Source organism: Trujillonella humicola (assembly GCF_046233715.1).
Classification (GTDB): domain Bacteria; phylum Actinomycetota; class Actinomycetes; order Mycobacteriales; family Geodermatophilaceae; genus Trujillonella; species Trujillonella humicola.
In genome coordinates this window covers 34,899-52,433 of record NZ_JBJNRJ010000029.1, presented here as the reverse complement: position 1 = coordinate 52,433, position 17,535 = coordinate 34,899, and the positions used below count along the sequence as shown (strand labels likewise).

The window sequence follows — 17,535 nt, the reverse complement described above, 5'->3', positions numbered from 1 at the left end:
GAGGCCCCACTCCTCGTTGGGCCAGCCGACGACGGCGTTGAGCCCGACGGTGCCCATCGAGTTCCCCTGGAACCACCACTTCTCGTAGCCGTTCTCGTCCACGATCGACCTGGGTGCGTGGTCCCTCCAGCGCTCGGGCACGTGGTTGGCGAACATGTCCGGCGGCTCGACGACGTGGTCGTCGATGCTGATCATGATCATGTCCTCGACGTCCACGCCGGGCCTCCCTGGAGCGTGCCGGGGACCCGGCACAGCAATGTAGTCAACTGACGACTTCGAGCCTAGGCGGCTGTGCCCGACGAAGTCAACGACTGACTACATCGGGCGACGGGCGGTCCGCCGGCACCTCCGCGGTCACTAGGGTGACGCCGCCGGCCGGGCACGTCCGGCGGCGTGGGAGGAGGGGGAGCCGTGACCGACCCGGACCGGGCGGCCGAGGGGCCGCGGCGTCGCGACGCGGCCGCCACCCGCGAGGCCCTGCTGGTCGCGGCGCGCGACCTCATCGCCCGGGACGGCGTCGCCGCCGTGAGCACCCGGGACGTCGCCTCGGCGGCCGGCGCGAACCAGGCGCTGGTGTACCGCTACTTCGGATCGAAGGAGGCGCTGCTCACCGAGGCGCTACAACCGGCCGGACCGGACAGCACCATCGCCGAGACACCGCTGGCCGACCTCCCGCACGCGCTGCTGCGCCGCGCGCTGGACCCCGACGCCCCGGCCGACATGCGGGCCAGCAGCATGGCCACCCTCGTCGCGGGGGCGGGCACCGACCTGGTCCGGGCCATCGCGCGCGACCGCATCCACGCCGGCTACACCGAGCTGCTGGCCGGCCGGCTCGGCGGGGACGACGCCCCGCTGCGGGCCGAGCTGTTCGCCGCGCTGATCGCCGGGGTGTGCTCGCTGCGCGACTCGATCGGGACCCGCGCGATCTCCGGCGCCGAGCTCGACGTCCTGGCGCGCTACGTGGACGCGATGGTGGCGCCGCTGCTCGTCCCGGAGGACGGCGGTCCCGCAGCACCCTGACTCCGCGGCGCGGCCGGCGCCCGGGGCCGGAGGAGGGCGACGACCAGGGCGCCGGCGAGCGCCGTCGCGGCGGCGACCAGCGCCGCCGCGTTCCAGCCCGCCAGCAGCCCGGCGGCCGTGCCCTCGGGCTCGCCGGCACCGACGACCAGCACGACGACGGTCACGCCGACGGCGGCCCCGAGGTAGCGCGCGGTGTTGTTGGCCCCGCTGCCCATCCCGGCCGCCGCCGCGGGGACGTGGGCGACGGCCTCCCGGCCCAGTGCCGCGTTGGCCGCTCCGTAGCCGACGCCGAGGACCACCATGCCGGGCAGCAGCCGCGCGCTGGTCGCCTCCGGCCCGAGGACCGCGAGGACGGCGAGCCCGGCCGCGGAGACCGCCAGCGCCAGCGCCAGCAGCACGCCGCCGTCCAGACCGGGCACCCAGCGCACCGCGAGCGCGGTCGCCGTCCCGACGACCGACCAGACGAGCACGAGCAGCGTGGCGGCCAGCAGGCTCTCCCCCAGCCCGCGCTGCAGGACCGTGGGCAGGTAGGAGCTCAGGCCGATGACCGCCGCGCCGGTGACCGCCGCGCCGACGGTGGCGGAGGTGAAGCCGCGGGACCGGAACAGCCGCAGGTCGAGCGTGGGCGCGCGCACCCGCCGTTCGACGACGACGAAGCCGGCGAGCGCGAGCGCGCCCACGGCGAGCAGGACCACCACCTGCGGGCGCCCCCACCCGGCCCGCCCCTCGACGAGGCCGGCGAGCACGGCACTGGTCCCGCCGGCCAGCAGGACGACGCCGGGGACGTCGACCGCCCGCCGGGCCAGGCCGCCGGGCTCCGCCGGCAGCCGGACCGCCGCGAGCGCGAGGACCGCCGCAGCGGCCGCGGTCGCGAGGTAGGTGACCCGCCAGCCGTCGCCGGGGTCCAGGACGACGGCGGCGATGCCGCCCACCCCGGTGCCCGCGCCGACGCTGGCGCCCCACACGGCCGTCGCCCGTGCCCGCGCGGGACCGGCCGGGAAGGCGGCGCCGATGAGGCCGAGCGCACCGGCGAGCACCGCCGCGCCGCCGATCCCCTGCACCACCCGCCCGGCCACGAACCAGCCGGCCGAGGGCGCGACCCCGGCGGCCACCGCGCCCGCGGCCAGCACGCCGAGACCGGCGGCGAACACCCGCCGCCGGCCGAGGTCGTCGGCGAGCACCCCGGCGGTCAGCAGCGTCGCCGCCAGCCCCACGCTCATCGCGCTCAGCGCCCAGGCCTGGGCTCACAGGCCCGAGCCCAGGGCGGCCGCGGTCCGGACCCCGGTGGCCAGCGGCGTCACGAAGGTGACCAGCACGAGGACCGTGCTGGCCGCGGCCAGGGCCAGCGTGCGGCGCTGCACGCCGGGATCGCCGGGTGCGGCGGAGCTCGGGACGGGCACGGCGGACCCCCCGGCCGGTTGGATTCTCGGACTGACTGGGCGACCGTAGCGCGCCCCGGCCCCGCGGACCACCCCGGACCGACGCCCGGTCCCGTCCGCCCGTCCGGGGAGCGGCCCTGGGCCGGGACCGCGGCGACCCGGTGCAGCCGCCGGACGCCGCGCGGTAGGGACGCGCACGCGCCCACCGCGCCCGGCTCCCCCGGCGGGACGGACGCGCAGGCCGGGGCGCACACTCTCCGTCGTCGCCCGTCCGTAGACCTCGGAGCCCCCCGCAGTGAGAGTCACCCGCAGTTCCCTCGTCCTGGCCGTCGTCGGCGTGCTGCTGATCGTCGCCGCCGCCGTCGTCCGCTTCGTCGTCGTCCCGAGCGCCACCCAGCTCCCCGAGGACCTCGACGTCACCCTCCGCTTCGCGGGCACCTACGACGGGATCAACCCGGGCGTGCTGTCCGGCGAGGGCGGCGACGTCGTCCTGGAGGACGTCCCGATCGAGGCCACCCGGCGCGTGCAGTCCGAGTCCGTCGACGGCGACACGGAGATCGTGCTGCGCACCGACGAGCGGACCATCGGCGACTCCGAGCCCGCCGTGACCGAGGTGCGCTTCGCCGTCGACCGCGAGACCGCCGAGGCGCGCCCGGCGCCGGACGGCGCCGAGGACGTCACCTCCGCCGAGGGCCTGGTCTTCACGCTGCCGGTCGACCCCTCCACCGAGGAGGGCGCCTACGAGTACTGGGACCAGTACACCCTGCAGGCGGCCCCGCTGACCTACGAGGGCGAGGAGACCCTCGGCGGACGCGACGTCTACCGCTACGAGTCCGTCGCCGAGGGCGAGCTGGCCGACCCCGAGGCGCTGGGCCTGCCGACCGCGCTGCCCAGGGACCAGCTGACGGACCTCGCCGGAGGCCTCACCGGCCTGGTGGACCAGTCCCTCCTCGACGCGCTGCCGGGAGTCCTGCCCTCCCTGCCCGCCGAGATCCCGATCGCCTGGACGTCGCGGACGACGACCTACGTCGACGCCGACCAGGAGCTGGGCGCCACCATCGCCGGTGGCAGCACCCAGGAGATCACCGGCTCCCTCGACCTGGGCATCACGGTCGTCGAGGTGCCCTTCGCCACCATCGACGTCTACTCCACCGACGACTCGATCGAGGAGCGGGGCGACGACGTGGGGGACGACTCCGGCCTGCTCGCCGCGATCGGGACGATCCTGCCGATCGTGGCGACGGTCCTCGGGGTGCTCAGCCTGCTCGGCGCGCTGCTCCTCGCACGGCGCGCGGCCCGTCGTCCGGCCGGCACCACCGGGGCGCACGCCGGCTGACCGCGGACGGCGCCGCTCGCGGGCGGCGCCGCTGGCGAAGGCGCCGCCTCAGCCCGGCCGCCCGGTCCCGTCCCGGGTCGACCGCGCCTCCAGCCACGCCGCGAACTCCGCCCGGTTCCCGCGGCCGGCCCGCGCCGCCGCGACCAGGGAGACGGCCAGCACGAGGACGACCAGCACCAGCAGGACGACCGCGAGCTGCTCCCAGCCGAACAGCGGCGGGACGGTCATCTCCCCCGGGGCGGGGGTCGGGGTGGCGGGCACGCCCCCGACCCTGCCCGACCTCGCCGCGCCGGCCGATCCCCCGGCCGGGCGCTTCCGCGTCACGCTGCGCGAGCGGTGCCCGGCCGGGCACCCCGATCGGGGTCGTCCCCGCCGCCCTCCGGGTGAGCGGCTCTGCGGGCAGCCCCGCGGCGGCCCCCCCGGCCCTAGCGTCGGCAGCCGGAGATCCGACCGCGGAGGGAGCACCCATGGGCCTCGGGCTCTCGGTGGACGAGACGGTCCGCGCGGCGGTCGTCCAGGCGGAGCCGGCCGGCCCGCGGCGGCCCAACGTCGCCGGGGACCTGGCCGACGTCCTGGGCGCCGCGCCGATGTTCACCCGCGCCGTCGCCGGCTACGACCGCTTCCAGGTGGACACCTACGTGCGCTGGGCCGAGGAGGAGCTCGCGACGGCCGAGCGGGAGCTCGAGCACCTCATGGGCCGGCACCTGCGCCTGCGGGCCGAGCTCGACGAGGCACGCGCCCTGGGCAGCCACTCGGCCGGCGGCGGTGAGCTGCTGCGGACCTCCCGCCGGATCGGGGCGCTGCTGGCCGACGCCGCCGACCAGGCCGAGGAGATCCGCGCCGAGGCCCGCGCCGAGCGGGACGCCGCCGCCGCGGCCGCGGACGCGCTGCGCGCGGAGGCGGCCCGCACGCTGGCCGCGGCCACCGCCCGGGCCGCCGCGACCACCGCCCGGGCCGCCGCGCTCGCGGCCCGGACCACCGCCGAGGCCGACCGCGCGCGGGCCGAGGGGCGGGCGCTCCGGGACCGGGCCTGCGCCGAGGTGGCGACCCGGCTGGCCGAGGTGCGCCGCTGCGAGCAGCGCGCTGCCGACGCCGCCGCCCGGACCCGCCGGCGGGCCGCCGAGGACGCCTCGGCTGCGGTGGCGGCCGCCCGGGCCGAGATCGTCGCCCTGCACGGCACCGGCCGCGAGCAGCGGCGCCGGGCCGACGATGCGGCGGCCGCGGCGCGCGACCGCCTGGACCGGGAGGCCGCGACCCGGCGCCGCGGGCTGCTCGCGGAGGTCGCCGAGCTGGAGGAGCGCCGCGCGGCCCTGCGCCGGCAGGTACCCGAGCCCGCGCCGGCCCTCCCGGTGGGCCGCCTGGCGGCCTGGCTGGGCAGGCTGCGCCCTGCCGGCCGGCAGGGACCGGACCTCCCCGGCACGACCTGACCCCAGGCGGGGCCGAGCGGGCAGGATCCGCCAAGCGGACGGCGCCGTTTCGTTGCTTTGCGGCGATGCACCGCGCGATCCCGCCTCCGTAACGTGACGGACAGCAGCCAGGGCGTACCCCTCCGTCACACCTGACGGACGAAGCCACGCACCCGTCCCGAGGAGCCCCCCGTGCCTTCCCCCACGCGTTCCCACCTGAGCCTCATCCCCGGCTCGACCCTCACCGACCACTGGTACGCGCCCGACCCCGCGCCCGCCGAGGCGTGGGACGGCTTCGCCGCTCCCGAGGGGGTGCCCTCCCCCGCCTGGGCCGGTGCCGACGCCGGCGAGGAGCCGTGGCGGCTGGACGCCCTGTGCGCCGAGACCGACCCGGAGGCGTTCTTCCCGGAGAAGGGCGGCTCGACCCGGGAGGCCAAGCGGGTGTGCAGCGGCTGCACCGTCCGGGCCGAGTGCCTGGAGTTCGCGCTCGCCCAGGACGAGCGCTTCGGCATCTGGGGCGGCCTGTCCGAGCGCGAGCGGCGCCGGCTGAAGCTGCAGCGCCGCTCGCTGTCCGCCTGACGCGGGCGCAGGTCGCGGGAGCCGCTCAGCGCTCCACGACGTTGCGCAGGTCCCGGCCCTCCCGCAGGGCCGCGACGTTCGCCGCGATCAGGGCATCGGCACCGACCGGCCGGCCGCCGGCCGCGTGCGGGGTGAGGACCAGGCCCGGGGCGTCCCACAGCGGCGAGTCCGCCGGGAGCGGCTCGGTCTCGGTGACGTCGAGCGCCGCCCCGCCGAGGCGGCCGGCGCCGAGCGCCCCGGCCAGCGCCCGCTCGTCCACCGTCGTGCCCCTGCCGACGTTGACCACCAGCGCGTGCGCCGGGAGCGCGGCCAGCCGCCGGGCGTCCAGCGCGTGCCGGGTGGCGTCGGTGGCGGGCAGCACCATCACCAGGACGTCGGTGCCGGCCAGCTCGGCCTCCAGGTCCGCCTCCGCGACCACCGGGAAGCCCGACCGCTCCCCCGCCGAGCGCGCCACCCCTCGCACGTCGGCGCCCAGCGACCGCAGCAGCGGGGCGAGGGTCTGCCCGATCGCGCCGAAGCCCCAGACCAGCACCCGGGCGTCCAGCAGCGTGGTCACCGCCCCCTCGGGGTGCAGCGGCTGCAACCCACCGAGCTCGCGTGCCCAGCGGTGCTCGGCCTGGGCCCGCGCGGCCGCCGGCAGCCGGCGGACCAGGGCCAGCAGCAGCGCCAGCGCGTGCTCGGTCACCGTCGCGCTGTGCAGGCCCGCGCCCGAGGTGACGACGACGTCGTCGGCGAAGCCGGCCCGCAGGACGGCGTCGGGCCCGGCGGCCAGCGACTGCACCCAGCGCAACCGGGGCATGTCCCCGGCCGCGTCGGCCAGGTCGGCGACCGAGCTGCCCCACACCACGAGCGCCTCGGCGTCGCGGTGCTCCGGTGGGACGGGCGCACCCGCCGGGTAGATCACGGCGGTGACCCCGTCGGGCAGCTGCGGGGCCAGGGGCAGCGAGTCGGGCAGCAGGAGCTTCACCGCAGGTCCTCTCCCTCGGGGCGGGCGGGGCACCGGCCGGACCTCGGCCGGCGCCGGCGTCAGCCTGCCCGGTCCCGCCCCGCCCGCTCCGCCCGGCCCCGGCGCACCTGCTTGGATCGCTGCGGACCGTCCGGACCCGGGCGGCCACGACGTACGGGGAGTGCCATGCGGTTCGGGGTCCACCTGCCGGTCGCCGACCTCGGCGGCGGGACCGCCCCGGCCGACGTGCTGCGCGCCTGCACCGCCCGCGCCCGGGACCTGGGCTTCGACGCCGTCGCCGCCAGCGACCACCTCGTCTGGCACCGCGACTGGCTGGACGCGGTCGTCGCGCTGGCCGCGGTCGCCGAGCACGCCGGCGACATGGCCCTGGTGACCAGCGTGGCGCTGCCGACGGTGCGCCACCCCGTCGTCCTCGCCAAGGCCCTCACCTCGCTGGCCGCCGTCGCCGGCGGACCGGTCGTCGGCGGCGTCGGGCCGGGCGCCTCCGCCGACGACCACCGCGCGGTCGGGGTGCCCTTCGAGGAGCGCTGGACCCGCTTCGACGAGGGGCTGGGGCTGCTGCGCGCTCTCGTCCGCGGCGAACCGGCCGAGGACGGCGACGTCTATCCCGGCACCGGGATCCGCCTCGGCCCCCTGCCGGCGCGGCCGCCGGAGATCTGGTCCGGCAGCTGGGGTTCCGACGCGCGCCTGCGCCGGGCCGCGGCGGTCGCCGACGGCTGGCTGGCCTCGGCCTTCAACACCACCCCGGAGCGCTTCGCCGAGGCCCGCGCGCGGCTGGACGGGCACCTCGCGGCGCACGGCCGTGACCCGGCGTCGTTCCCGGACACGCTCTCGTCGATGTACCTGCACGTCACCGAGGACGCCGCGCAGGCCCGGGCGGTGCTCGCCGACGACCTCGGTCCGGCGTTCGGCCGCGACCCGGCCGACCTCGCCGGGCGGGTCCTCGTCGGGACGCCCGACGCCTGCGCCGCGACCCTGGCCGCCTACGCCGACGCGGGCGTGCAGCGGGTGCTGCTGTGGCCGGTGCGCGACCCGGTCGGGCAGCTGGAGGTCTTCGCCCGCGAGGTGCGGCCGCGCCTGGCGTGACCGCGGGAGGCCCGGTGCCGATCGCGCGCGCCGCTCCCTCCCGGCCGGCTCACGACCACAGCGGTCGCAGGTTCTCGCTCCACACGTCCGCGCCCAGCCGCAGGATCAGCGCCGAGACGACGACGAGGAACGCGATCCGGATGAACCGGCTGCCGCGGGCGGTGGCGGTGCGGGCGCCGGTGTAGCCGCCGAGCACGTTGGCCGCGCCCATGAGCAGCCCCAGCCCCCAGAACACCGACCCCGTCGGGACGAAGACCGCCAGCGCGCCCAGGTTGGTGGCGACGTTGACGATCTTGGCCTTGGCGCTGGCGTTGAGGAAGTCGTAGCCCAGCAGCGACACCATCGCGAAGACCAGGAACGAGCCGGTGCCGGGCCCCAGGATCCCGTCGTAGAAGCCGATGACGGCGCCGATGCCGATCGCGGTGCCGTGGTGCCGGCGGCCGGTGTACCGCAGCGCGGTCACCTCCCCCAGCGACGGGCGCAGCAGGGTGAACGCACCGATGCCGACCAGGGCGACCACGATGACCGGCTTGAACACGTCGGCCGGCAGCAGCGCGGCCACCGAGGCACCGGCCGCGCTGGCCACCAGCGCGACGGCGGCCATGGGCAGCGCCGTGCGCAGGTCGGGGCGGACGCGCCGGGTGTAGGTGACGGCGCTGGTGGTCGTGCCGAACACCGACGACAGCTTGTTGGTGGCCAGGGCCTGCACCGGGCTCGTCCCGGGCACCAGCAGCAGGGCCGGGAGCTGCAGCAGGCCGCCGCCCCCGACGACCGCGTCGATCCAGCCGGCCGCGAACGCCGCCAGCAGGAGCAGGGCCAGCGTGGTCGCGGAGAGACCGGCGGGCAGCCAGGCCGCCGACAGCGCGGCTTCCATCCCTGCCTCCCCGCTCCGACCCGCGGCCCCTGCCGCGCACCTGCCACCGGGGTCGGTCACGGCCCCGGCGCGGGGGTTCCACGGCCACGCCGGGGCCGGATCCCGGGACTACCCCGCCGTACCGGACGTCACCCGCGGCGAGTCTCGCAGGTGGCCCGGCCCCGGACCCGGACCGGGCACCGCCCGGGTCCCGGCCGGTGCCCGGTCCGAGGGGGCCTAGGCTGGCCGGCGCACGGGCATGGACCGGGTCGTCCCGGTGTTGACCCGTGGAGGTCCGCCCGCCGAGCGGCGTCGACCCCTCCCCCGTGCCCACCGCACCCGGCCCCCGAAGGACCCTGCCTGCCCGTGACCGCGCCCCGAACCGACACCGCCCGACGCCGCGACCGCTCCGGCCGCGAGTCCGCCCGCGACGCCTCCCGCGCCGCCGCGCGGGAGGAGCGGCTGGCGCAGCAGAGCTGGGTGGAGGGGGCGGCCCCCTCGCTGCCGGTCCGGGCGGTCCGCCCGGCCGAGGTCGTCTTCCACCTCGGCCCGACCAACTCCGGCAAGACCTACGAGTCGCTGAAGGCGCTGGCCGCCGGCGGGTCCGGCGTCTACGCCGCGCCGCTGCGGCAACTGGCCCACGAGGCCTACGCGAAGCTCTCGGCGACCCTGCCCGCCGGGACCGTCGGCCTGTCCACCGGCGAGGAGGAGATCGACCCCGGCGCGCCCATCGTCTGCTGCACCGTGGAGAAGGCGCCGATGCGCGGCGACCTGCTCGTGCTCGACGAGTCGCACTGGGTCGCCGACCCCGAGCGCGGCCACCACTGGGCGCGGCTGCTGCTCACCGGCGAGTACCGCGAGATGCACCTCATCTCCGCCGCCGAGGCCTACCTGCTGCTGAAGCCGCTGGTGTCCGACGCCGAGCACGTCAGGGTCGTCGCCCACCGGCGGCTGTCCCGCCTCGACGTGCTGCACGCGCCGGTCCGGCCGGAGACGGTGCGGCCGCAGACGCTCGTCGTCGCCTTCTCCCGCAAGAACGTCTACGCCGTCGCCGCCGCGCTGCACGCGCACCGGCCGGGCAAGGTCGGTGTCCTCTACGGCGCGCTGCCCCCGGCCACGCGCCGCGAGGTGATCGAGCAGTTCACCACCGGCGAGTTCGACGTGCTGGTCACCACCGACGTCATCGGGCACGGGATCAACGTCCCGGCCACGACCGTCCTGTTCGCCGAGACGACGAAGTTCGACGGGGAGCGGGTGCGCCCGCTGCGGTCCTGGGAGACCGCGCAGATCGCCGGGCGGGCCGGCCGGTACGGGCTCACCGGGCACGGCCGGGTGGGCGTGCTGACCGGCGTGACCGGGCTGCGCCCGGACCAGGGCCTGCTGGCCGCCGGTGCCGCGGTGGCCCGCGGCGACGCCGTGAGCGATCTGCCCAAGCGGGCGCCGCGGCTGCGGCCGGAGCTCGAGGACCTCGGCGCCGTCGAGGCCGTCGACCTGCCCGAGGCGCTCACCCGGTGGATGGCCTGGGCGCGGTCGGCCACCCGCGACGAGGCGATGACCGCCGACGACGTCAGCAGCCTGGTGCTGCGCGTGCAGGCGCTGCTGCGCGGACCGCTGGGCGCGGCCGGCGACCTCGACACCGTGTGGCGGTTGGTCAACCTCGCCGTCGACTACGACCCGCCGCGCCGCACCCGCTGGCTGACGCTCGCGCGTGCGGCCCTGCAGCACGCCGTCGGCCTCCCCGTCCCGCCGGAGACCGTGCTGCCCGACGTGCCCCGCGGCGGCACCGTCGAGGACTTCGAGCAGGCGGCCGCCGCCGCCCGCGACGCCCAGACCCTGCTCCGCCGGTTCCCGGGTGTGGCCGGGCTGACCGACGACGACGCCGCCTGGGTGGAGGAGGAGTGCGCGGAGAGCATCTCCCTGCTGCTGCCGCGCGCGATCTCCACCGTCCGCGCCGCCACCTGCCGGACGTGCGGCGGCCCGGTCGCACCCCGCTTCACCACCTGCCGGCCGTGCAGCGGGCCGGCCGGGCGGGGGAACGGCGACCGGCGACCGGCCGGTGGGGGACGCCGCGCCGCCGGCCGTGCCGCCGGCCGCGCGCTCGGCGGCCGCCGGGGCTCCCCGCGCGGCCGCGGCTGACCCGGCGGCTCCCGCCGGGCAGCGCCACCGGCCGGCGCCCGCCGGACCTAGCGGTAGTTCACGTGCACGTGGTCGAAGTGGTTGGCGGTGACCCCGCCCCGGTCGGCCATCGTGGACCAGGAGCCGCCCGGCGACTGCAGGATCCGCTGCTCCCAGATGATGTACTCCACGCCCAGCTCGGCCCAGTGGGCGATGTGGTAGGCGGTGATCGCATCGCCCAGGGCGTTGTTCGACATGACCATGTAGTCCAGCGCGTTGCCCGACGGGTGCCCGTGCGGGTCGGCAGCGCTGGGCCGGGTGCCGCCGAGGGAGATCGAGCCGGCGCCGGGCACGTTGCTGACGACGGCGTTCGCGGCGGCCTGCACCCGCGAGGACACCGGTCCGGCGGTGTTGGTGATCCGGGCGACGGCGGTGGCCGCCGTGCCGCCCGCGGCCGGTGCCGCACCGCCGGAGGAGGCCGAGCCGCCCGAGGAGGCCGAGCCGCCCGAGGAGGCCGAGCCGCCCGAGGAGGCCGAGCCACCCGAGGAGGCCGCACCGCCCGAGCCGCCCGAGGCCTCCGCCGCCGCGGCCGCCTCCGCCGCGGCAGCCGCCTCGGCCTCCGCCGCCGCCTGGGCGGCGGCAGCAGCGGCGGCGGCCGCGGCTGCCTCCTCCTCCGCGCGCCGGCGGTCGAGCTCGGCCTGGTCGGCGGCGGCCTGGGCCTGCGCCGCCGCGGCCTCGGCGGCGTCCCGCGACCCCCGGCTGGCGGCGAGCTCCGACAGCGGCTGCAGGTCCGGCTCGGCCTGCGCCGGCGCGCTCTGCGCGGTCAGGCCCAGCGCCCGCGCCACGGCCACCGACTCCGACGGCTCGGCCTCGGCCTGCGCGGCCGGCTCCACGCCGACCAGGACGTTGACGAGCACGGCGCCCGCCGCGGCCACCCCGACGTAGAGGGCCGGCCGGCGGCGCGGGGCAGCGGGACGGCGGCGGGCCGCCCGGGCGGGCAGCGCCACGGTCAGCGGGGCCGTCTCGGGATCGACGCGCGTGCCCGCGTCGCCGTCGGTGGGAGGGTGCTGCATTGGGACAGGTGCTCCAGGGGTCCGGGGTGCAGCGCGGGGATGACCGCGCTGCAGAGGTGGCGGGCAGCGGGGGCGGCGGGCGGGCCGGGCTCCACGGGTTCCGGATCAGCGGCGCGGGCGCCGCCCGAGCGCCTGTGCTCGGCCGAGGGGAACAGGTGGAGCGGCGGCGGCCGACGGCCGCGGGCGCTCAGCTGCGCGGGCGGACCCCGCTCCCGGAGGACCGGGCGGAGCGGGGTCGGGCTGCGGGGCAGGGGCACGCCATCCGGCGGCTCTCCGTTTCTTCCGTCGGCCGCCTACCGGGTTAGCTGACGGGTTCGGGCGGGAAGCAGCCCTACCCACCCCGGACACGGGTCCGGAACGGGATTCACCCCAGTACTGCGGTGGGTCCCCGGCTCGCCACGAGGGGGCCCGTGGCGACTCGGCGGCGCCCGCCCGGACTCCCCCGGTCGGGGACGCGACTGCCGGACGGACGCGGCCACGGTAGTCGCGTTATCGAGTCGTGACAATCCGGCGCGACCCGTTCGTCAGGTCGCGACCGGCGCGGCCGACGCCGCCATGGGCACCTCCCGTGTAGGGCGGCGGCTCCCCCCGCCGTGCGGATGGTGGCGGATCACACACCCGCGGGCCCCGTCGGCGGTCCCACCTGGGCATGCAGACGTCCCAGACGACCTACGGGCCCCGGAGAGCGCCGCAGAACCGTCCTGGAACGGGTGGTTCCGCCCCCACTGCCGTCGGCCGGCCCGGGCAGGCTCGGTAAGTTGCCGACCCAGCGGGCCGCAGCGCGCACGTCGGGAGGCGCGATGAGTGGATGTCCCGCGAGGGAGAGGTGCAGTCGTGGCAGCCGTTGACGCCGTGCTCGACGAAGCAGGGGTGAAGAACAGTCGCGTCCGCGACTTCGTCCGCCAGTGGGCAGAGCACACCGGTGCCGCCCGCGTCGAGGTGGTGCACGCCTCCGACGACGCCCGGCTGGTCCGGGAGGCGCTGGAGGCCGGTGAGCTGCAGCCCGCCGGGGAGGGCCGGTACTACTCCCGCAGCCACCCCAAGGACACCGCGCGCTCCGAGGAGCGCACCGTCGTCGCGACGAACGACGAGGCCGACAAGGGCGTCTACAACAACTGGAAGCCGGCCGCGGAGATGCGCCCGCTGCTGACCGAGCGCATGAAGGGCGCCTCGGCCGGCAAGACGATGTACGTCGTCCCCTACCTCATGGCCCCGCCCGGCTCGCCGCTGGAGCAGTACGCCACCGGGGTCGAGCTGACCGACACCCGCACCGTCGTCCTGCACATGAACCGCATGGCCCGGGTCGGCGCCGAGTTCGTCAACGACCTGGCCGACCAGGACAGCTTCGTCCGCGGCGTGCACGTCACCGGCGACCTGGAGAACCTGGGTCACGGGACCCCGGACGACCAGCGCTACTTCGTCACCGTCGCCGACGAGCGCACGATCCTGCACTACGGCTCCTCCTACGGCGGCAACGCGCTGCTGGGCAAGATCGCCCACGGCTTGCGCCAGGGCGCCTACGACGGCTGGCGTTCCGGGCAGTTCCTCGCCGAGCAGTTCATGCTGCTGGGGATCACCGACAAGCAGACCGGCCGCAAGTACCACATCTGCGGTGGCATGCCGAGCGCGTCGGGCAAGACCAACCTGGCGATGACGCTGGCTCCCGACGTCCTCGGCGACCGCTACCACGTGACGTTCTACGGCGACGACATCGCCTGGCTGCGCGTCGACCCCGAGGACGGGCGGATCTACGCGATCAACCCCGAGTACGGCGTCTTCGGAGTCGCCAAGGACACCAACGAGGCGACCAACCCGACGGCGGTCGAGGCCATCGCCGAGGGCACCGGCACGATCTTCACCAACGTCGCCTACAACGAGCAGACCCAGGACGTCTGGTGGGAGGGCAAGAGCCCCGAGCCGCCGGCCGACGTCACCGGGTGGCGCGACTGGCAGGGCACGCTGATCAGCGAGCGGTCCGAGGCCGAGAAGGGCGCGCCGTGGGCGCACCCGAACAGCCGGTTCACCACGACGCTGGCCAACGTCCCGAACATCGCGCCGGACTTCGACACCCCCCGCGGCGTGCCGGTCGACGCGATCATCTTCGGTGGCCGCACGCGCGACCGCGAGCCGCTGATCCGCGCGATCACCGACCTCGCCGAGGGCGTCTACGACGGGCTCACGCTCGGCGCGGAGGCGACCTTCGCCGCCGAGGGCACCGAGGGCGTGCTGCGCTACGACCCGATGTCGATGCGGCCGTTCATGGCCACGCCGGAGGCCGCCTACGCCGCGCACTGGCTCAAGGTGATCGGCGCCGCGACGGAGCAGCCGCTGTTCGCCCACGTGAACTGGTTCCAGCGCGATCCGCAGGACGGCCACTTCCTGTGGCCGGGGTACCGCGACAACCTGCGCCCGCTGCTGTGGCTCATGCAGCTCAAGAACGGCGAGGTCACCGGGCGGCAGACGCCGGTCGGGATCGTGCCGCTGGCCGAGGAGCTCGAGCTCGAGGGCGTCGACCTGCGCGAGGGCGACCTGGACCGGGTCCTCACCATCGACACCGAGCGCTGGTGCCAGGAGATGGGCCACCGCGAGGAGCACCTGAAGCTCTTCCCGGGCCTGCCGGAGGAGATCTGGGCGGCGCACCGCCGCGTCGCCGCCGCGCTGGACGCCGAGCGGGGCGACTGACCCCTCCGGCCGAGCCACCCCGAGGACCCCCGCAGCCGCCCGGCTGCGGGGGTCCTCGCTCATCCGGCCTCGGCCCAGGAGCCGACGACGGCGACGTCGAGGGGGAAGTCCACCGGGAACCCGCCGAACAGCAGCCGGCCGGCCGTCGCCGCCGCCGCTGCCACCTCCTCGGCCACGGCCGGGGCCAGCGCCGCGGGCGTGTGCACGACGACCTCGTCGTGCAGGAAGAAGACCAGGTGCGCCCGGCCCTCCCCCGGTCGCTCCTCCCCCAGGCGCCAGAGCCGGTTGCGCAGGTCGGCCAGCCAGCACAATGCCCACTCCGCACCCGTCCCCTGGACGACGAAGTTGCGGGTGAACCGGCCCCACGCGCGGCGCTCGCGATCGCCGTCGTCGCCGCCTCCCGGGCGCGGCGGCTCGTCCACCAGGTCCGCCTCCTGCCGGGCCCAGGCACCCGACGGCGGTGGGGAGCCGCGGCCGAGCAGCGTGCGCACCACCTCCCCGCGCTCGCCGGCCCGCGCCGCCTCCTCGACCAGGCCGACGGCGCGGGGGTAGCGGCGGGCCAGCCGGGGCAGCATCCGGCCGCTCTCGCCGCGGGTGCCGCCGTACATCGCGCCGAGCACGCCGGCCTTCGCCTCGGCGCGGGTGGCCACCGCGCCGGCGGTGACCATGCCCGCGTAGAGGTCGGCGGACCGGGCCGCCTCGGCCATCGCCGTGTCGCAGCTCATGGCCGCCAGCACCCGCGGCTCGAGCTGGGCGACGTCGGCCACGACCAGCCGCCAGCCGTCGTCGGCGACGGCCGCCGAGCGGACCGCCGCCGGCACCGACAGCGCGCCGCCACCGTGCGACGCCCAGCGGCCGGTGACCACCCCGCCGGGCAGGAACACGGGCCGGAACCGGCCCGCGCGCACCCAGGCGTCCAGCCAGGCCCAGCCGTTGGCGGTCATCAGCCGGGACAGCCGGCGGTACTCCAGCAGCGGCGCGGCGACGGGGTGCTCGAGTCGCTCGACGGTCTCCGACCGGGTGTCCTCGACCCGCAGCCCCGCCACCCGCAGCGCGCGCAGCAGCTCCGCCGGGGAGTCCGGGTTGAGCTCCGGTGCCCGCAACGCGGCCCGGATGCCGGCGGCCAGCCCCTCCAGCACGGCCGGCCGCGCGCCCGCGGCCGGCCGTGGCCCGAGCGCCCGGGCGAGCAGCCGCTCGTGTACGTCGGTGCGCCAGGGCAACCCGGCCGCGGTCATCTCGGCGGCGGCGAGCGCGCCGGAGGACTCCGCCGCCAGCAGCAGCGCCAGGCGGGCCCGGTGCGGCGAGGCGGCCAGCGCCGCCTGCTGGCGCTCGTCCTCGGCGGCCGGGTCGAGCGCGTCGGCGGGGTCGGCCAGCGGGAACAGCGCCGCCTCGCCCGGCCCGGCGGGGGCGAGCGCGGTCCAGCCCGGGGCGTCGGCGCCGGCGAGCAGCGCGCGGTCCACCAGCGGCGAGCGGTGCAGGACGGCGTGGCACAGCCGCAGGTCGGTGCAGCGCGCGACGCGCACCCCGGCGGCCAGCAGGGCCGGGTACCAGCGGGTCGTGTCGTCCCACACCCAGCGGACGTCCCCACCCCGCTCGCGCTCGGCGACGACGTCCGCCAGCTCCTCGACCGCCACGCGGGTGACCGTGGCCGGCCCGTGTCCGGCGCGCTCGGAGAGCTCCGCGCGGCCGCCGTCCAGCCGCCGCAGCAGGACGCGGTGCACCCGTGCAGTCTCGCCCACGGCGCCGACAGCTCCCGGCGGCGCTCCGACCCGATCCGGCGATCCTCCGCCGGGTGCACCGGATCCGGGCGGCCCCCGGGGTAGCGTCACAGGAAATCCGAGGGGGCCTCCATGGCGACACACCGCGGCCTGTGCGCCGACGCCCACCTGGGCTGCCCCTGCCGGGGCGACGAGACCCGGCACGAGGAGCGCGCCCGGCAGGTCGCCGACGCGCGGGCGGAGGGCCCCCGGACCGCCGAGTGCCCGGAGTGCGGCGGCCCGGCCACGCCCCTGGCCCTGGTCGAGTGGGGGAACTGCCGGGCCTGCCGGACCGCCCAGTCCCGGCAGACGCACCCGCTGCGCTGGTGACGTCCCCCTCGTCCGGGGGTCGATCGGCGGCGAGCCGTCGAATCCCGGACGCGGGTCGACTACAGTGGGTCCCGGTCGCTGTCGTACCTCTGCTTCGTTCTCGGACGTCCGCAGTCGTCTCTGCCTGACGTTCCTCTCGGTCCTGCCGGTCGGTGCGGCGACCCCGGACCGGCGACTCGCCGGCCCGGACACCTCCCAGCACGGAAACGAGAACAGCATGGCCACCGGCACTGTGAAGTGGTTCAACGCGGAGAAGGGCTTCGGCTTCATCGCCCAGGACGGCGGCGGCGCCGACGTCTTCTGCCACTACTCCGCCATCAGCGGCACCGGCTACAAGTCCCTCGAGGAAGGCCAGCAGGTCGAGTTCGACGTCACGCAGGGCCAGAAGGGCCCGCAGGCGGAGAACGTGCGCGCCGTCTGATCCACGGACACCACAGAGGGGCCACGGCGCGCTGCGCCGTGGCCCCTCTGCCGTTCCGGGCGGATCAGCCGCGCAGCAGCCCGCGCAGCCGATCGGTCAGGCAGGCGCCCAGCCGGGCGCCCAGGCGCAACAGGTCGCCCCACTGCGCGGGACGCGGACCGGTCGCCGGGCCCGCGACGCGCGGCACGGACCGCGCCGGCTCGCCGAGCTCCACCGGCGCCACGGGGTCGACGAGGGCCGAGGGCTCGGCGGGCGGGACGAGCAGGTCGATCGCCGATCGCCGCTGCACCGACCGCAGCGAGGCGAACGACGGGACGGGCGGCGCGGCCGGGGCGTCGTCGCCACCGCCGGCTTCGTGGTCGATCACGGGGCGGAACCTCCCTCGTCGTCCTCGGAGGACCTCGCCGGACACTCGCCCGACCCTATCCCCCCGGGGGGGGGGGGGGGGGGGGGGGGGGGGGGGCGGGGGGGGGGGGGGGGGGGGGGGGGGGGCGGGCGCGCGGGGCGGGCGCGGGGGCGCGCGCCGCCCCC

The 17,535-nt window shown here is 77.5% G+C and carries 18 protein-coding genes and 1 riboswitch; of the genes, 9 read left to right on the top strand and 9 right to left on the bottom strand.

The genetic code is table 11. The features are described from left to right. Positions 1-216 (bottom strand): hypothetical protein (locus ACK586_RS15235; protein WP_409331338.1); only part of this gene is annotated, 216 nt, incomplete at its 3' end. A gap of 195 nt (positions 217-411) precedes the next feature. On the opposite strand from ACK586_RS15235, the gene ACK586_RS15230 reads away from it, so the two are divergent. Beyond that, on the top strand, positions 412-1,020 hold the full coding sequence (locus ACK586_RS15230; protein WP_409331337.1) for a TetR/AcrR family transcriptional regulator: 609 nt from the start codon (positions 412-414) through the stop codon (positions 1,018-1,020). On the opposite strand, the gene ACK586_RS15225 is transcribed toward ACK586_RS15230, so the two are convergent. Both ACK586_RS15225 and ACK586_RS15220 read right to left on the bottom strand, forming a co-directional pair. Then, positions 957-2,249: an MFS transporter gene (locus tag ACK586_RS15225; protein WP_409331340.1), complete on the bottom strand. Its 1,293-nt coding sequence runs from the start codon at positions 2,247-2,249 to the stop codon at positions 957-959. The two genes, ACK586_RS15230 and ACK586_RS15225, sit on opposite strands and share 64 nt — an antisense overlap. Before the next feature lie 15 nt (positions 2,250-2,264). Beyond that, positions 2,265-2,420 carry a hypothetical protein gene (locus ACK586_RS15220; RefSeq protein ID WP_409331336.1) on the bottom strand — a complete coding sequence of 52 codons (156 nt, stop codon included), beginning with the start codon at positions 2,418-2,420 and terminating at the stop codon, positions 2,265-2,267. A 274-nt stretch (positions 2,421-2,694) separates the two neighbouring features. On the opposite strand from ACK586_RS15220, the gene ACK586_RS15215 reads away from it, so the two are divergent. Then, complete coding sequence (locus tag ACK586_RS15215; protein ID WP_409331335.1) at positions 2,695-3,735, top strand: porin PorA family protein; 1,041 nt, start codon at positions 2,695-2,697, stop codon at positions 3,733-3,735. Positions 3,736-3,783: 48 nt separating this feature from the next. Here ACK586_RS15215 and ACK586_RS15210 read toward each other — a convergent pair whose 3' ends face one another. Then, positions 3,784-3,996, bottom strand: coding sequence for a hypothetical protein (locus ACK586_RS15210; protein ID WP_409331334.1), 213 nt, complete (start codon positions 3,994-3,996; stop codon positions 3,784-3,786). A 206-nt stretch (positions 3,997-4,202) separates the two neighbouring features. Here ACK586_RS15210 and ACK586_RS15205 point away from each other — a divergent pair, with 206 nt between their 5' ends. Next, positions 4,203-5,162, top strand: coding sequence for a hypothetical protein (locus tag ACK586_RS15205; protein WP_409331333.1), 960 nt, complete (start codon positions 4,203-4,205; stop codon positions 5,160-5,162). A 171-nt stretch (positions 5,163-5,333) separates the two neighbouring features. Then, positions 5,334-5,720 carry a WhiB family transcriptional regulator gene (locus tag ACK586_RS15200; protein ID WP_425330382.1) on the top strand — a complete coding sequence of 129 codons (387 nt, stop codon included), beginning with the start codon at positions 5,334-5,336 and terminating at the stop codon, positions 5,718-5,720. A gap of 25 nt (positions 5,721-5,745) precedes the next feature. On the opposite strand, the gene ACK586_RS15195 is transcribed toward ACK586_RS15200, so the two are convergent. Continuing rightward, positions 5,746-6,687 carry an NAD(P)-dependent oxidoreductase gene (locus ACK586_RS15195; RefSeq protein WP_409331332.1) on the bottom strand — a complete coding sequence of 314 codons (942 nt, stop codon included), beginning with the start codon at positions 6,685-6,687 and terminating at the stop codon, positions 5,746-5,748. A 165-nt stretch (positions 6,688-6,852) separates the two neighbouring features. Between ACK586_RS15195 and ACK586_RS15190 the strand changes: the two genes are divergently transcribed. After that, complete coding sequence (locus ACK586_RS15190; protein ID WP_409331331.1) at positions 6,853-7,773, top strand: LLM class flavin-dependent oxidoreductase; 921 nt, start codon at positions 6,853-6,855, stop codon at positions 7,771-7,773. Positions 7,774-7,822: 49 nt separating this feature from the next. Here the strand turns inward: ACK586_RS15190 and ACK586_RS15185 are convergent, their stop codons facing one another. Continuing rightward, a complete protein-coding gene (locus ACK586_RS15185; protein WP_409331330.1) occupies positions 7,823-8,647 on the bottom strand; it encodes a sulfite exporter TauE/SafE family protein in 825 nt (274 codons plus the stop codon). 345 nt (positions 8,648-8,992) lie between these two features. Between ACK586_RS15185 and ACK586_RS15180 the strand changes: the two genes are divergently transcribed. Then, positions 8,993-10,762: a helicase-related protein gene (locus tag ACK586_RS15180; protein WP_409331329.1), complete on the top strand. Its 1,770-nt coding sequence runs from the start codon at positions 8,993-8,995 to the stop codon at positions 10,760-10,762. A gap of 47 nt (positions 10,763-10,809) precedes the next feature. Here the strand turns inward: ACK586_RS15180 and ACK586_RS15175 are convergent, their stop codons facing one another. After that, entirely contained in the window at positions 10,810-11,814 is a 1,005-nt protein-coding gene (locus tag ACK586_RS15175) for a VldE C-terminal domain-containing protein (protein WP_409331328.1), read from the bottom strand. A 275-nt stretch (positions 11,815-12,089) separates the two neighbouring features. Continuing rightward, positions 12,090-12,233: riboswitch (cyclic di-AMP (ydaO/yuaA leader) on the bottom strand. Between the two features lie 415 nt (positions 12,234-12,648). On the opposite strand from ACK586_RS15175, the gene ACK586_RS15170 reads away from it, so the two are divergent. Further along, a complete protein-coding gene (locus ACK586_RS15170) occupies positions 12,649-14,496 on the top strand; it encodes a phosphoenolpyruvate carboxykinase (GTP) (RefSeq protein ID WP_409331327.1) in 1,848 nt (615 codons plus the stop codon). A 59-nt stretch (positions 14,497-14,555) separates the two neighbouring features. Here the strand turns inward: ACK586_RS15170 and ACK586_RS15165 are convergent, their stop codons facing one another. Then, complete coding sequence (locus tag ACK586_RS15165; RefSeq protein WP_409331326.1) at positions 14,556-16,235, bottom strand: bifunctional 3'-5' exonuclease/DNA polymerase; 1,680 nt, start codon at positions 16,233-16,235, stop codon at positions 14,556-14,558. 111 nt (positions 16,236-16,346) lie between these two features. Between ACK586_RS15165 and ACK586_RS15160 the strand changes: the two genes are divergently transcribed. After that, positions 16,347-16,583: a hypothetical protein gene (locus tag ACK586_RS15160; protein WP_409331325.1), complete on the top strand. Its 237-nt coding sequence runs from the start codon at positions 16,347-16,349 to the stop codon at positions 16,581-16,583. 217 nt (positions 16,584-16,800) lie between these two features. Further along, positions 16,801-17,004 (top strand): cold-shock protein, encoded by a 204-nt coding sequence (locus ACK586_RS15155; protein ID WP_409331324.1) that lies wholly within the window; start codon positions 16,801-16,803, stop codon positions 17,002-17,004. Between the two features lie 64 nt (positions 17,005-17,068). Here ACK586_RS15155 and ACK586_RS15150 read toward each other — a convergent pair whose 3' ends face one another. After that, the gene (locus ACK586_RS15150) at positions 17,069-17,371 is read right to left on the bottom strand and encodes a hypothetical protein (RefSeq protein ID WP_409331323.1); all 303 of its coding nucleotides are present in this window, start codon (positions 17,369-17,371) and stop codon (positions 17,069-17,071) included. Between the last annotated feature and the right edge of the window lie 164 nt (positions 17,372-17,535).